Annotated in this window: 16 protein-coding genes; 4 read left to right on the forward strand and 12 right to left on the reverse strand. The window is 60.7% G+C overall.

Annotated features, from left to right (window positions below; genetic code table 11):
* From KBF66_RS15585 to KBF66_RS15600, 4 genes are all read right to left on the reverse strand, one after another.
* Positions 1 to 1,924, reverse strand: a 1,924-nt coding sequence (locus tag KBF66_RS15585) for an efflux RND transporter permease subunit (RefSeq protein ID WP_296659139.1), incomplete at its 3' end; no start/stop codon positions are given.
* A gap of 9 nt (positions 1,925 to 1,933) precedes the next feature.
* Positions 1,934 to 3,109, reverse strand: coding sequence for an efflux RND transporter periplasmic adaptor subunit (locus KBF66_RS15590; protein WP_296659143.1), 1,176 nt, complete (start codon positions 3,107 to 3,109; stop codon positions 1,934 to 1,936).
* Positions 3,110 to 3,436: 327 nt separating this feature from the next.
* Entirely contained in the window at positions 3,437 to 5,296 is a 1,860-nt protein-coding gene (ilvD, locus tag KBF66_RS15595) for a dihydroxy-acid dehydratase (RefSeq protein WP_296659146.1), read from the reverse strand.
* A 93-nt stretch (positions 5,297 to 5,389) separates the two neighbouring features.
* Positions 5,390 to 5,635 carry a TIGR04438 family Trp-rich protein gene (locus KBF66_RS15600; RefSeq protein WP_296659152.1) on the reverse strand — a complete coding sequence of 82 codons (246 nt, stop codon included), beginning with the start codon at positions 5,633 to 5,635 and terminating at the stop codon, positions 5,390 to 5,392.
* A 100-nt stretch (positions 5,636 to 5,735) separates the two neighbouring features.
* Here KBF66_RS15600 and KBF66_RS15605 point away from each other — a divergent pair, with 100 nt between their 5' ends.
* Positions 5,736 to 6,038 carry a c-type cytochrome gene (locus KBF66_RS15605; protein WP_296659157.1) on the forward strand — a complete coding sequence of 101 codons (303 nt, stop codon included), beginning with the start codon at positions 5,736 to 5,738 and terminating at the stop codon, positions 6,036 to 6,038.
* Positions 6,039 to 6,058: 20 nt separating this feature from the next.
* Here the strand turns inward: KBF66_RS15605 and murB are convergent, their stop codons facing one another.
* Complete coding sequence (gene murB / locus KBF66_RS15610; protein WP_296659162.1) at positions 6,059 to 7,132, reverse strand: UDP-N-acetylmuramate dehydrogenase; 1,074 nt, start codon at positions 7,130 to 7,132, stop codon at positions 6,059 to 6,061.
* Positions 7,133 to 7,222: 90 nt separating this feature from the next.
* On the opposite strand from murB, the gene KBF66_RS15615 reads away from it, so the two are divergent.
* Genes KBF66_RS15615 through KBF66_RS15625 form a run of 3 tightly spaced genes read left to right on the forward strand, consistent with a single transcriptional unit; the run spans position 7,223 to position 9,197 of the window.
* Complete coding sequence (locus KBF66_RS15615; RefSeq protein ID WP_296659167.1) at positions 7,223 to 7,708, forward strand: YajQ family cyclic di-GMP-binding protein; 486 nt, start codon at positions 7,223 to 7,225, stop codon at positions 7,706 to 7,708.
* Between the two features lie 35 nt (positions 7,709 to 7,743).
* A complete protein-coding gene (locus KBF66_RS15620; protein ID WP_296659172.1) occupies positions 7,744 to 8,700 on the forward strand; it encodes a phosphodiesterase in 957 nt (318 codons plus the stop codon).
* On the forward strand, positions 8,697 to 9,197 hold the full coding sequence (locus KBF66_RS15625) for a pyridoxamine 5'-phosphate oxidase family protein (protein WP_296659176.1): 501 nt from the start codon (positions 8,697 to 8,699) through the stop codon (positions 9,195 to 9,197). Before KBF66_RS15620 ends, KBF66_RS15625 begins: the two co-directional genes overlap by 4 nt.
* A 3-nt stretch (positions 9,198 to 9,200) precedes the next feature.
* Here KBF66_RS15625 and KBF66_RS15630 read toward each other — a convergent pair whose 3' ends face one another.
* The 7 genes from KBF66_RS15630 to KBF66_RS15660 form a co-directional block, all read right to left on the reverse strand.
* Positions 9,201 to 9,905: an amidotransferase gene (locus tag KBF66_RS15630; protein WP_296659179.1), complete on the reverse strand. Its 705-nt coding sequence runs from the start codon at positions 9,903 to 9,905 to the stop codon at positions 9,201 to 9,203.
* Positions 9,905 to 10,621: a glycerol-3-phosphate 1-O-acyltransferase PlsY gene (plsY, locus tag KBF66_RS15635; RefSeq protein ID WP_296659212.1), complete on the reverse strand. Its 717-nt coding sequence runs from the start codon at positions 10,619 to 10,621 to the stop codon at positions 9,905 to 9,907. Before plsY ends, KBF66_RS15630 begins: the two co-directional genes overlap by 1 nt.
* A gap of 69 nt (positions 10,622 to 10,690) precedes the next feature.
* The gene (locus KBF66_RS15640; protein WP_296659184.1) at positions 10,691 to 11,188 is read right to left on the reverse strand and encodes an aminoacyl-tRNA deacylase; all 498 of its coding nucleotides are present in this window, start codon (positions 11,186 to 11,188) and stop codon (positions 10,691 to 10,693) included.
* A 23-nt stretch (positions 11,189 to 11,211) separates the two neighbouring features.
* Positions 11,212 to 12,273, reverse strand: a complete 1,062-nt coding sequence (locus KBF66_RS15645) for an aldo/keto reductase (RefSeq protein ID WP_296659187.1) — start codon at positions 12,271 to 12,273, stop codon at positions 11,212 to 11,214.
* Between the two features lie 48 nt (positions 12,274 to 12,321).
* Positions 12,322 to 13,281, reverse strand: a complete 960-nt coding sequence (locus KBF66_RS15650) for a hypothetical protein (protein ID WP_296659190.1) — start codon at positions 13,279 to 13,281, stop codon at positions 12,322 to 12,324.
* A 43-nt stretch (positions 13,282 to 13,324) separates the two neighbouring features.
* Positions 13,325 to 14,212, reverse strand: a complete 888-nt coding sequence (locus KBF66_RS15655) for a LysR family transcriptional regulator (RefSeq protein WP_296659198.1) — start codon at positions 14,210 to 14,212, stop codon at positions 13,325 to 13,327.
* Positions 14,213 to 14,238: 26 nt separating this feature from the next.
* The coding region (locus tag KBF66_RS15660; RefSeq protein WP_296659205.1) for an ABC transporter ATP-binding protein at positions 14,239 to 14,973 on the reverse strand (735 nt) is incomplete at its 5' end.

The raw sequence follows: 14,973 nt of genomic DNA on the forward strand, positions 1-14,973 counted from the left end.
TGAGCCGCTCACGCACCGCTTTTTCGACCTCAGTTTGCGGGCGGCGGCCGGTTTTTTTGGCGTCGGTCAGCTTTACCAGCAACTCAGCCTCGTTGCGGCTGCCGCCACCCACGGTGGTGCTGATCAGCTCAATTTCAGGAAAGTCGCGAATCGCTGCCTCCACCTGGCGAATCTTGCCGTCGGTGTAGCTCAGACTTGAGCCCACCGGGGTCTTGACCTTAAGCGAAAACACCCCTTGATCCGCCTTGGGCATAAATTCGCCGCCCACCAAGGGCACCAGCCCCAGACTACCAACAAAAATCAGCCCCGCGACCGCCAAGGTCGTCTTGCGCCGCTGCAAGCACCGGTTAAGCAGGCGTCCATAGACCTGGTGCAACCAGTCCACCCGGTGCTCCACCCCTTCCATCACCCGCCCCAGCCATGGCACCTTGGAAAATCGCGTGGCCACCGGGTCTTTCCACACCGAAGACAGCATGGGGTCCAGCGTGAAGCTGACAAAAAGCGACACCAGCACCGCCACCGTCACGGTAATGCCAAACTGGAAAAAGATGCGCCCAATGATGCCGCTCATGAACGCCACCGGGATGAACACCGCGCAAATCGCCAGCGTGGTGGCCAGCACCGCCAGGCCAATCTCCTCCGTGCCATCGCGCGCCGCATCGAGGTGGCTCTTGCCCATGCCGACATGGCGCACGATGTTCTCGCGCACCACAATGGCATCGTCAATCAGCAAGCCAATGCACAGCGAAAGCGCCATCAGCGTCACCGCGTTGATCGTGAAGCCGAAGGCATACATGGCAATGAAGGTCGATAACACCGAGATTGGCAGCGTCACCCCGGTAATCACCGTGCTGCGCCACGAGTGCAAAAACAGGAAAACAATCAAAATGGTGAGCAACCCACCCTCGATGATGGTGTGCTTGACGGCATTGAGAGAACTCTTCACGTAACTCGCGTTTTCTGAGATCGCGCGGATTTCCACCTCGGGCGGCAACTGTTTGCGCAACTTGGTAATGGTTTGATCCAGTTCATCGGCCACCGCCACCAGATTGGCGTCCTGGGTTTTGAAGATGCTCAGGGTCAACGCCGGCTCACCGTTGATGCGGCCAATCGACTGCTCTTCACGCTCGCCATCGGTCACGCTCGCCACCTGCTCCAGCAGCACCGGGTTACCAGCGCGACGCGCCACAATGATCTTGGCAAACGACTCCACACTCTTGAGTTTGCCCTCGATGCGCACGAGTTGCTCCTGGGTGTCGGCACGCAGGCTACCCGCAGGCATGTCCTGGTTGACCGCCCTAATCGCCCCCAGCACCTCGTCGATACCAATCTGATACGCCAGCATTTGCTGCGCCTTGAGCTGGATCTGCACCTGGCGCTGCACGCTCCCCCCCACACTCACCTGCCCAACCCCAGACACGCCCTGCAGCCGCTTGACAATTTGCTGGTCGGTCAAGGTCGACAGCTCACGCAGGCTTCGGGTTTTGGACATCACCGCATAGGTCGAGATCGGCTCGGCCCCATCAAACTGCCCTCGCACAATCAAGGGGTCCTTGGCGTCCTTGGGAAAAGCGGGGCGCAGTTGCGCCACCTTGTCGCGCACGTCCTGCACCGCTTTGGTCATGTCGGTGGCCAGCTCAAACTCAACCCACAACTCGCCTCGGCTCTCAAACGCATTGCCATACAGCGTGCGCACCCCAGTAATGGTGTTCACCGCCTCTTCCATCGGCTTGACCAGATCTGCCTCGACCTGCTCAGGCGAGGCGCCCGGGTACTGCACCTGAACCCAGATGCCCGGCACCTGCACATCGGGCATCTGCTCCACACCCAGCCGGTTGTACGAAATAATGCCCAACAGCATCAGTGCCAGCATCACCATGGTGGCAAAAACGGGCTGGTTGATGCTGGTTTTAGTGATCCACATAAGCCGCTTTCAGGAGGCAACGGGTGCTGCTGGCATCACCACAGGAGTACCCACCTTGAGCCCCGCCATGCGGATGCGCACCACAGTCGCCCCAACCGTCAAGCCGCTGCTGACCTCAGCCAAGCCGCCAGACTCGTCCCGGAAACCCAGTCGCACCGCCTGCTTGGCCAGCTTGCCGTCTTGTATAGCAAACACATAGCTTTGCCCAGCCTCTTCAAACACCGCACTCAAAGGCACCACCGGCGCGCTGGCCGACTGCGACACCGTCACCACCCCTTGGGCAAACATGCCGCCGCGCAAACTCGCATCGGCGTTGGGCACCGAGACAAACAGCTTGATGGCGCGTGAGCCCGGCTCGGTCATCGGGTTAATGCGCTCAACCTTGCCTTCAAACTGGCGCCCCCCAAAGCCATCAACGGTAAATTGCACGCCCTGCCCGGGCGTGATTTGCGCCACATCAGACGCAGGCACCGTGGCGTCAAGCTCCAGGCGCGACAAATCCACCAGCTGAAACATCGGCGCATCGGGCGCCAAGCGTTCGCCGCCATTGACCAGGCGTTTGGCCACCACACCTGACATCGGCGCGCGCACCACGGCATCGGCAATGCTCTGGCGCGCCAGTTTCACCTGGGCATCGGCCCACTGCACCGCCGCCAACGCCGCCTGATAGGTGCTTTGCAGCTGATCGAAGGCGTTTTGCGAAATGAAGTTCTGTTTAAGCAACGTCTGGTTGGTGTCGCGGTTGCGCGCCGCAATGTCCAGCCGGGCGCGGCGCTCCGCTTGGTCAGCCAGGGCGGCCTCCAAGCGCGAGCGGGCGTCGGTGGTTTCCATATCAGCCAGGATCTCGCCCTGACGCACCGCCTGCCCTTCTCGCACCAGCACTCGCTGCACCTCGCCGCTCACGCTGGCCTTGACCGTGGTCTGGGTGGTGGGAGCGAGTGAGCCACTGATGGCGATGCGATGCGCCAACGGCTGCGCCACCACCCTGGCCACGTCGCCAGGGGCAAACTCAAGCGTTACGGGGGCGCTCTCCTTCTTGCCAGCCTCGTCAGCCTTGGCCGCACCGTTTTTGGTATAAAAAAACGTACCGGCGCCCACCACAAGCAGCAGCGCCAGCGCACCCAACCACACCGGCAAGCGGCGCCGAGGGGGCGTGATTCGATCGATTTGTGTACTTGCTGTCATGTTGTTGGATGATAAAAAAACAATGAAGTGCGACAGGGCTGATTGGGCTGGCTCGGCAGGTTACCTCAATCGACGGTATCTTGCACGCTGCCGCCTGACCAGCGCGATGCGACAGGCTGCAACCATGACAGGACGAACGACAGCCAGCGCCGATAGTCGGTGCGGCGGCATGGCAGTCCGGCCACCCCTGCGCTTGACGTCTTGCGCTGGGTCAAGCCCAATCACAACGAACTATCTTGAGAGATTATTGGACTGTAGCCCTTATGAATAAAGCGGGAACAGCTATGGTAAATATATCAATTGAGCAAACTGACAGCAATCTTGCCGTCAATCGTCAAGCAAAGACAGATCGCGCACCGCGCCCTTATCAGCCGACATCACCAGTTTGGCGTAGGCCTTAAGAGCCGCCGAGACCTTGCGAGGGCGCGGTTTGGCAGGCTTCCAGCCCAAGGCGTCTTGCGCGACCCGGCGCTGCGCGAGCTCATCGTCCGACACCAGCACGTTGATGCTGCGGTTGGGGATGTCGATGCGGATACGGTCACCATCACGCACCAAGCCAATGGCACCCCCTGCTGCCGCTTCGGGCGACGCGTGGCCAATCGACAAGCCCGAGGTACCGCCCGAAAATCGCCCGTCCGTCAGCAGCGCGCAGGCTTTGCCCAGGCCCTTCGATTTGATGTACGACGTCGGGTAGAGCATTTCCTGCATGCCAGGGCCGCCTTTGGGGCCCTCGTAGCGGATGATCACCACATCACCGGGCTGCACTTGGTCGCCCAAAATGCGCTCGACCGCCTCGTCTTGCGACTCAAACACCCGTGCCGGACCCTCAAACACCATCAGCGCATCGTCCACGCCAGCTGTCTTGACCACACAGCCGTTCAGCGCAATATTGCCTGCCAGCACCGCCAGACCCCCTTCTTGCGAAAAAGCATGTGCGCCGGAGCGAATGCAGCCCTCAGCCCGGTCAACATCCAGGCTGGGCCACCGACTGGCTTGGCTGAACGCCAACTGGGTCGGCACGCCGCCAGGGCCGGCGCTGTAAAAAAGTTGCACCTCGGCGCTGGGGCTGCGGGCAATGTCCCATTGGTCCAGCGCATCTTTCATAGTTTTGGCGTGAATGGTGGGCACGTCGGTATGCAACTTGCCGGCACGGTCCAGTTCGCCCAGAATGGCCATGATGCCGCCTGCGCGGTGCACGTCTTCAATATGGTACTTCTGGGTGTTTGGCGCCACCTTGCACAACTGCGGCACGCTACGCGACAGGCGGTCGATATCGGCCATCGTGAAGTTGATGCCGGCCTCTTGTGCAATCGCCAAAATATGCAGAATGGTGTTGGTCGAGCCGCCCATGGCAATGTCCAGCGCAATGGCGTTCTCGAACGCCTTGAATCCCACCGAGCGCGGCAACACAGTTGCGTCCTCCTGCTCGTAAAAGCGTTGACACAGGTCCACAATCAGGCGGCCCGCACGCTTAAACAATTGCTCGCGGTCAGCATGTGTTGCCACCACCGTGCCGTTACCGGGCAGGGACAGCCCCAGCGCCTCGGTCAAACAATTCATGGAGTTGGCGGTAAACATGCCTGAGCAAGACCCGCAGGTGGGGCAAGCCGAGCGCTCCACCTCGGCCACGGTCTCATCCGACACACTGGCGTCCGCCGCCATCACCATGGCGTCGACCAAGTCAAGTTTTTTAATCTCGAATGTCTGCGTCGTCGGGTTCAGCAGCCGGGTTTTGCCAGCTTCCATCGGCCCGCCTGACACAAACACCACCGGAACATTGATGCGCATCGCCGCCATCAGCATGCCGGGCGTGATCTTGTCGCAGTTGCTGATGCATACCATGGCATCGGCACAATGCGCGTTCACCATGTACTCCACGCTGTCGGCAATGATGTCGCGGCTCGGCAACGAATACAGCATGCCGTCGTGCCCCATGGCAATGCCGTCATCCACGGCGATGGTGTTGAACTCTTTAGCCACACCGCCGGCCGCTTCGATCTCGCGGGCGACGAGTTGCCCGAGGTCTTTCAGGTGCACATGGCCCGGCACAAACTGGGTGAACGAATTGACCACGGCGACGATCGGTTTGCTGAAGTCGCCGTCTTTCATGCCGGTGGCGCGCCACAGGGAGCGGGCACCGGCCATATTGCGGCCAGCGGTGGAGGTTTTGGAGCGGTAAACAGGCATGGTGAATGGGTCAATAAGTGGTGGACAAGGCAAAAACAAGCTGGCGATTATGAACCAGGCACCCAAAAATGGGGGCGTGTGGGTCTGCCACTTTCAGCGACGCCGCTTCTCGAAATTGGCGTCCAGCGCTGCCTTGGTGCGGGCGCGGCGTTCATCGCGCCGTTTGTTGTCACGCTCCATGGCTTTGCGTTTGGTATAGCCGGTGTTGTCGGCCCAGGCCCACCAGGCCACCGCCGCGGCAAATGGCGACAACACCAGCCACCACGACCAGTTCGCCACCACGCCGATGGCAAGATATTTCAATGCCAGCAACACCAGACCCAAACCCAGCAAATACATAGTCGCTCCAATGTCAAACCGACAGCACCAATGAACCGTGCAAGCATCCTCTCTACAATGCGCCGCTGCCACTCTAACCCATTTTCCAAAGGACACCCCCATGAAACGCCTGCTGCTCGCCTTGCTGTCCTGCACTGCGCTCACCACCCCGGCGCTGGCGGATGCTGATCTGGCCAAAAAGAAGAACTGCCTGGCCTGTCATGCAGTCGACAACAAGGTGGTGGGCCCAGGCTACAAGGACATCGCCAAGAAGTACGCCGGGCAGGACGCCGCAGGCAAGCTCGCCGGCAAAATTCGCCAAGGGGGTTCTGGTGTTTGGGGGGTTGTACCAATGCCCGCCAACCCACAGGTCAATGAGGCCGAGGCAAAACAGTTGGCGACCTGGATCCTGACGCTGAAGTAAATGCTTCGAGGGTCAACCCGTCAAAGCACCACGGGTTCTGGTTCCAGAAAGATCCCAAATCGCTCGTAAACACTGGTCTGGATGGCTTTCGCCAGTGTCATCACTTCGCCGCCGGTGGCACTGTCCTGACCCGCTGGTGTACCGCGATTGACCAGTATCAAAGCTTGTTTTTCATACACACCGGCCTGTCCGATCGATTTGCCACGCCAACCACAGGCGTCAATCAACCAGCCAGCCGCCAGTTTGAAGCTGCCGTCCGGCAAAGGGTAAAACACCAGCTTCGGGTCACGCGCAATGATGTCGGCACACTGTTCGGGGCTCACCGTAGGGTTCTTGAAAAAGCTGCCGACATTGCCCACCACCGCCGGGTCGGGCAACTTGTTGCGGCGAATCTCGCAAATCCACGCAAACAACTCCCGCGCCGTGGGTGCGCTGCACGCCAACTCCTGCATCTTGCGCTCAATATCTGCGTAGCCCAGCACCGCCTTCCAGACCTTGGGTAACGCAAAGCGCACGCGCAGTATCAACGCCCGGTTTTTGAGCCCAATTGCCTTCTGCCCCATATCTGGATTGGCTGAGCTGCTATGTTTAAAGACAGAGTCGCGGTAACCGAAGGCACATTGGGCTGCATCCAGCGTGAACAGACGGCCGGTTTGTAGGTCGATGGCGTCCAGCGAGTCAAACCGATCCTGCAGTTCCACACCATAGGCGCCAATGTTCTGCACCGGCGCCGCCCCCACCGTGCCCGGGATCATGGCCAGGTTCTCCAACCCGGGCCAGCCCTGCCCCAGCGTCCACTCCACAAAATCATGCCAGTTTTCTCCCGCACCGGCTTCGACCAGGAAGCACTTGCCGGTTTCTCCCAGCAACCGGCGCCCCATGATCTCGACCTTGAGTACCAAGGCCTTCAGGTCGCCCGTCAAAACGATATTGCTGCCGCCACCCAGCACAAACTTGGGTTCATCGACCCAGCGGGGGTCTGCAAGCAGGCGCAACACATCGCTCGGATCGGTGATGCGCAGCAGATGCTCGGCGCGCGCCACCATGTGAAAGCTGTTGAGCGCCTGCAGCGGATGGTTTTTCTGGACTAACATGGCGGCATTGTCGCCTGACCGGTACAGGCGTTTAGTCATTCCCGCAGCGCGTTGTGACCGGCACGCCCTGCGCCAACCTGTGAATCATCCATGCCATCTTTTGATACCGTTTGCGAAGCCAACATGGTTGACGTCAAACATGCCGTTGAAAACACCGCCAAGGAAATCGGCACACGTTTTGACTTTAAAGGCACGCCCGCCGCCGTTGAGTTGAAAGACAAGGAGATCATCCTGGTCGGTGATGCCGACTTTCAGCTCACGCAAATCGAGGACATTCTGCGCAACAAACTGACCAAGCGCAATGTGGACGTGCGCTTTCTTGACAAAGGCGACGTTCAGAAGATGGGCGGCGACAAGGTCAAACAGGTCATCAAGGTGCGAGATGGCATTGAGACCGAGCTAGGCAAGAAGATCCAGCGCCATATCAAGGACAGCAAACTCAAGGTACAGGCCGCCATTCAGGATGGCAAACTGCGGGTGTCCGGTGCCAAGCGCGACGACCTGCAAAGTGCGATGGCCTTGATACGCAAGGAGATCGCCGAGATGCCGCTGAGTTTTGACAACTTTCGTGACTGAATCCCGCCACGGGTCACTGTGCGCACAGCGAAACCATGAGTCTGATCGTCAAAACCGAGGACGAGTACGAAGACCTGCTGGGTTTGTGGTCAGACCTGGAATCCGGACTGGGTCTGCTACTCGGTCATCCCGACAGCGTGCAGGAACTGCGTCAGCGCGTCGAGCAGTATGACCACTGGTTGCAGGACCTGCTGGTTCACGACACTGATGTCGGCCTTTACCTGCTTTTTCAGTTGGCGATCATCTCGCCGGTCGGGTACAGTGCTTCGCATTCGCTGGTGTGTGCGGTGCTATGCCATTTGATCTCGGTCGAATACTCGCTACCTGAAGCAGAGCGAAATAGCCTTGTCCGTGCTGCGCTGACCATGAATATTTCCATGACGGCGCTGCAGGATGAACTGGCCGTACAGACCCACAAACCCAGTACCGAACAGCAGAAGGCCATACGCACCCATGCCCTCGACAGTGCGCGGGAACTGGCCAAACTGGGCATCAGCGACGAACTGTGGCTGGAAACCATCCGCTTGCATCACCCGGAAGACTCCGACGGCGTGGATCTGGCTGCCATGGTCCCGGCGCATCGCTTGGCCCACATTCTCCATGTGGTGGACCGCTACGCTGCCATGATCAGCCCACGTCAGTCGCGTGAGGGACGCAGCGCCGCCGAATCTGCGCAGAACATCATGCACAGCCAGGCCACTCCGGACCGATCGGTCGGGCAAACGCTGGTACGCATTGTGGGGGCCTATCCACCCGGCACCTTTGTCGCGTTGGACAATCAGGAACTGGCCGCCGTCACACGCCGCAGCGACACACTGAATATGCCCGACGTGGGGATTGTGGTTGACGCCAAGGGCGCTCTGGTTCGCCCGCCCCGCCTTCATCGTACCGCCTCCGGCAGCCCGGTGATCCGGTCGGCGCTGCCGGCGGCGGCGCTACAGGAGCGCCTCAACCACCACCTCATTTTGCAGTTGGGCAGCCAAAGCCCATGAACACGCCCCACCAGCCCCGCCTCGACCGCGCCCTGCACTCACTGCTGCAGACGCATCGGGTGGCGGCTTTGGGCACATTGGACGTCGATGGCCAGCCTTTTGTGTCCATGGTACCCTTTGCCGTGGACCGGGACAGTGCCCAACTCATCATCCATGTCAGCCTGCTGGCACCCCACACACGAAATCTGCTCAGTCAACCGACGGTGTCGATGATGGTGATGCAAGCGGAAACCCCCGCTGAACCGGTACACGCATTGCCCCGCGTGTCGATGACAGGTGCCGCGCAGCGCCTGCCAGTGCAAAGCCCGGCCTGGCAGTTAGCACGAGCAATTTACCTGGCACGTTTTCCTGAAGCCGAACCCATCACGGAACTGGGTGATTTCAGTTTTTTTGCAATCAAGGTCACCGCCGCCCGGCACGTCGCAGGGTTTGGCAATGCCCGCCCCCTTGATGGCACCGAGATGGCGACCGTTTTGAAATGGTCTGAATCCGAATAGACGCTATCGATCCTCGATAAAACCGAGCATCATGCGTGCCACGGCGGCACCTTCGTGGCCGCGCGTCAGACCCTGCATCGCATCGGTGAACTTTTCTTCTCCCAGAACCTGGCGCCGTTTGTTGAGCAGAAAAGCACTGTAGTCTTCAACGAACTCCGGGTGGGCCTGCACACACAAGACCTGTTCGTCCAGAGAAAACGCCGCGACCGGGCAAAATGCGCTGGTCGCCAGCAAGCGGGCACCACTGGGCAGATCGAACACCTGGTCCTGGTGGCTGGCCAGCAAGGCAATCTCCTGGCGCCCCTGCGCACCCGGCCAATCCGGCGCAAGCCACTGGTACTGCATACGCCCGGCACCCCAGCCCTGTGGTGCCCGGCCGACCTTCGAACCCAGGCAAAGTGCAATCAGTTGATGACCAAAGCAGACACCGATCAACTTTTTTTGGGTCTTCAGCAGCGCTTCGACCTTGGCGCGCAGTGTCAGCACCCAGGGTTCCTGTGAAAAGCAGTCGGCCCGGCTACCGGTGAGCAGCACCGCGTCATACGCATCAAACGACGCCGGATACTCCCCCCTGACGGTGTTGAAGATGTCAAATTCGCCGGTGGCACCCGCGTCACGCAACAGACGCTCAAACATGGCACCGTAACCTCGATAAATGGGTTCAACCAACGGGTCAAGGTGGTCGTTTTCAAGGATGCAAAGTTTCATCATGAGTGCTTGCCGTGTGAATGGGTTTTGTGCCCATGACGGGCCTCATGCCGGTGCCCATGGGGCGACGCCGCAACGACCGGGTCGGCCACTGGTTTTTTGCCCAACCTGGACTCGGTACCCCGAACAAGTCGATTGATGTTCTCGGCATGGCGGTATAGCAACAAAAGTGACATCAGCACCACGCCAAAGGCAATACTTTTGCTGACAAACCACCCATCGCCGCCGCCAAGCGCATAAACCGCCGGTGCCAGCAGGGCAGACACAATGGACGCCAACGAAGAATAGCGAAACAACGCCGCTGTGACCAGCCAGATCAGCAGGGTTACCACGCCCAGCCAGGCATTGAGCCCCAGCAAGACCCCCAGCGCCGTGGCCACACCCTTGCCCCCAACAAACCTGAAAAACACCGGGTACAGATGCCCCAAAAACGCCGCCAGTCCGACCATGGCCACGGTGCCATCCTCCAAACCGTAGGGTTTGCCAAACCAGCGCACCAGCATCACCGGCAGCCAGCCCTTGGCAGCGTCGAGCATCAGCGTCAAAATGGCAGCAGCTTTGCTGCCCGAGCGCAACACATTGGTCGCACCGGGATTCTTGCTGCCAAAAGTGCGCGGGTCGCTCAGCCCCATCGCGCGGCTGACAATCACCGCAAACGACAAAGACCCGACCAGGTACGCCGCCAAAGTGGCTATAGCGGGTAACAATCCATGCATCAGTTCCAAATCAGCTCCTGTTGACCCGTCATCGTGGGTATCTGCGTATTTTGCCAGTCCAGACACCGCTCAGTCATTGAGACTCAGGGCACACTGTACCGCCTGGGCACCGAGCAGATTCTGGCAAACCCGCGGATCGATTCCGACCAGATAGCCACGACGACCACCATTCAGCAGGATCTTGGGCAGCTCCAGAATGCTTGCCTCCACGTACACCGGCATCGCACGCCGCATGCCGAACGGTGATGTTCCCCCTACCAGATAGCCGCTATGCCGGTTGGCTACCTCAGGCGCACAAGGCTCAACCGCCTTGGCACCAATCTGCCGCGCCAGATTTTTGGTCGACACTTTGCGATTGCCATGCATCAAAACCACCAGGGGTTTGCCGTCCTGATCCTGCATGATCAGCGTCTTGACCACATGAAAGGGGTCCCAACCCAACACGGCAGCACTATGCTGCGCACCACCATGCTCGACATAGGGGTAGGGGTGCTCGGTGAACGCCACCTGTGCCGCCTTGAGACACTGGGTCGCGGGCGTTTCCGAGACGTGTTCCTTCTTGGCCATCAGCCTCCCTCGCCTGGGCAACCTTACTGCGCCGGGTCACGCATCTGCCAGCGGATCACATCGATCTCGCTCTGCAGCTCTGCCGACAAAGGCGTGCCCCAAGCAGCCAGGCATTCGTCGAGCTGCGCCACACCGGTCACCCCGATGATGGTACTGGTCACCTGCCATTTCGTATAACAGAACGCCAGCGCCATCTGTAGTGGTGTGAGATCATGCGCGCGTGCCAGGGCACTGTAGCGCTTGGCTGCCTCCAGCGCTTCCGGTCGACCCCAGCGCTGTTTTCGGGTCGACTCGAATTGGGTCAATCTGGCCTTGGACGGTGCCCCCGGCCCGGTCAGACCGGTCTGATCAAACTTGCCGGTCAGCAAACCAAACGACAGGGGGGAGTACGCCAGCAGCGCGACATGGAGGCGGTGCAGGGTTTCGTCCAGCGCGTTCTCTACGCTGCGATTAAGGAGGCTGTAGCCGTTTTGCACACTGGCCACCCGGGGCAGACCGTGCTGCTCGGCCAGGCGCACAAACTCGTGTACCCCGTAAGGCGTTTCATTGGACAAGCCCACGGCGCGCACCTTGCCCGCCTTCACCAATTGGCCGAGCGCCTCCAGTTGCGCATGGATCGACGTGCCCGGCTCGTCCCCACGCTGGTAATACAGCCCGCCAAACATCGGTACGCTGCGTACCGGCCAGTGAATCTGGTAAAGGTCGATGACATCGGTCTTCAGACGTTGCAGGCTGCCGTCGCAGGCGGCGATGATGTCGGCACCCGTGAGATCCAGGCTGCCGTTGCGGATCCACTTCATGGCGCGGCTTGGGCCGGCGACCTTGGTCGCGATCACCAGCTTTTGCCGGGCCCCCGGGCGTTTGGCCAGCCAGTTGCCGATGATTTTCTCGGTCGCGTTAAAGGTCTCGGCCCTGGGCGGCACGGCGTACATCTCGGCGGTGTCGATGAAGTTGACGCCACGCGCCAGCGCGCGGTCGAGGATGTCAAATGACGTGGCTTCATCCACCTGCTCACCAAAGGTCATGGTGCCCAGGCAGATGGGGGTCACGAAGAGGTCACTTTGACCCAGTTGAACAAGTTTCATACAAATCGGCGCGGGCAAGAGGGCAATGAAACGCGCAGTTTACGTCAGTCATCCGGCCTCAAGGGACGGCGCTGACGTGTCCAGATCAAGTCGGACAAAGCCGTGCGGTTGCACGAGCGCCGCGCCAACCACGGGGTTGTCCGCCAGGCTGCGCTGTTGCTGCCAATGGTCCAGGCGGCGTTGAAGCACCCACATGACTTGCAAAGGCGGGGCGTCAGACTCGCGCTTTTGGGCTGCCGCCATGGGACCACACACATACTGGTTACATCCGCTAGACCGCAGTGCCCGCGGTAGCGCGCAGCCAGTCGCCGTCTGGTTGACACAACCTCCCACCATGCTGACTCTTGGCAGATACCCCAAGTAGGTGCGCAAGATTTGCCGTACCGTATAGCCCGGATGCAAGGTCAGGAATCGCTGCATGGAATCGGATTGCAGGTAGCCAGTTTCGGCGCCTCCGGTACAACAGCCACCCCGGCAAACCGCGCACAAGTGCGTGGTGAGTGTTCCGTACTGACCGGTGGTGGTGGCGAATTCAGCCCCCGACTCTGCCGCTGGGCTATCGCTTGGCAATCGCTCGGCACCACGGATGATGCTGATTAAATGGGCAAGGTAGCGGCGTCGGCGTTCCCGCGGCAACGGCGCAGATTGCACGGGGCCACTGGGCAACACCACGCGCCAGGTTGGCTCGGACGCACAGCGGTTCTGAGATGCCAGTTGCGACTGGATGGCATCGAAACCACGCACGTCGTCCAATGCCTGTTGCTGGCGCGCTGCGACCAGGCGCGCGCTTTGTGCCCGCCGGGCACGCGTCGCCCGCGCCTGCAGCGCAAGATAGACATCAAACGTCCCGGCGTCCATGTCGTCACCACGCTTCAGCACTTGCCGGCAATGCGTATCCGCGCAGCAGGGTTGCGTTGCACGTGGCGACGATACCAAGGCAAGCGGTGCCACCGGCACCGGGTCACCACACACACGGCAGACGGCGGACAATATGGAACTGCGGTTCATATCAGACCGCCACCAGGGGTTTGAATGGCCGCATCGTCAGCATTTATCGTGGCTGCAAACCCCAGACGTTGCGCAGCACTTGCAGCGTGGCGATGATGGCCGGGTCGTGCTCTGCGGTCTTAGGGTAAATGAAGCTCAACAGCGCCGCCACCCGCGTGTGTGGCCAGACGATGACCTCGCCACGTTCAGCCGCCTTGACGGCCACATCTTCACGCAGCAATGCCAAGCCAACCCCGGCGCGCACCAGGCTCAAGGGCGCAGACGCATCGTCGGACTCCAGAGCAATATTGGGCAGCAGGCCCTGGCGCGCGAACAGATCGCGCAGCAAGGTTTGGGCATGGCTGGCGTGGGGCGCACCAATCCAGGGCATGTCGGCAATTTCGCGCCAGCCGGCGTGCAGCACCCGATCGCGCAGCGATGTGGGTGCCGTCACCCTGAACTGAAGGGTTTGCAAAGCCAGGCCCAGCACATCACGCGGAATGTGAGGACCAATGTAGAACGCCGCTTGCAAGGCAGACGTGGTCACCGCCTCACGCAGCGCCTCGGCATCACCCATGCGGGTTTTGATCTCCAGCAACGGCAGCGCGGCCACCAGACCACCCAGCAAAGAGCCCAGGCGCAAGGAGTCCGGATCACCCACTGTGCCAATCACCAACGCGCCAGATAGTTCACCCTGCAGTTCGCGTGCACGACCCAGCAGGGAACCCGCGGCACCGAGCACGGCTTCGGCCTCGGGCAACAGTCGTTCACCGGCGCGCGTGAGCGCAATGCGCCCGGGGCGTCGGTCAAACAGCGCAACGCCCAGTTCTTCTTCAAGTGCCTTGATCTGGCCCGTGACTGCAGGTTGCGTCAAGTGCAAGACCTCAGCAGCGCGCGTCAGGTGGCCAATTTTGGCCACGGTGACAAAAGCGCGCAGTTGGTAGATTTCCACCGGTCAGGCGATCAAAATCCGTCGTATCAGCCTGCCAGCAAGCGCGCCTGCGTGGCCTCGATCCCTAAGCGCACCTCGGCCCCGGGCTGAAACAGCGCCAGACCTGAGTAGTGCGGCTGGTTCGCCACAATCGTTGCCTCACCGACGCGCACCCGGTAGCGCGACGATTCACCGAGAAACTCCGAGCTCTCGACCCGCCCCTCCAGCCAGGTGCGTGAGGCATCCACATGTTCATCACGCACGCGGATACTCACCGTGTGTGGCCTGAAGGCCAGCGTCGCCTTGCCCACGGGCGGTGTGTCGTTGCTGCGCGCCATCACCAGCGCACCCACACCATCGGCCTGAAACGTCAGGGTTTCACCATTCACATGCGTCACCGCACCATCGACCAGATTGGCAGTGCCGACAAAGCCCGCCACAAAGCGATTCGCCGGGTAGTCAAACAGGGCGGTGGCGGTGCCGATTTGCTGCAGCACGCCTTTGTCGAGCACGGCCATGCGGTCGGCGGTGGTCATGGCTTCTTCCTGGTCATGCGTAACAAAAATGGTGGTCAGACCCAGCGTGCGCTGCAGGTTCTTGAGTTCTTCGCGCATTTGCACACGCAGGTTTTTGTCCAGATTCGACAGCGGCTCGTCGAGCAGCAGCAGTTTGGGCTCGATCACCACGGTGCGCGCCAACGCCACACGTTGCTGCTGCCCACCGGAGAGCTGGCTGGGCCGCCGGTCTGCATACTGTAGCAGGCCGACCAGCTCCAGCGCCGC

The sequence above is a fragment of the Rhodoferax sp. genome, assembly GCF_018063565.1.
In the GTDB taxonomy this organism is placed as follows: Bacteria; Pseudomonadota; Gammaproteobacteria; order Burkholderiales; family Burkholderiaceae_C; genus Rhodoferax.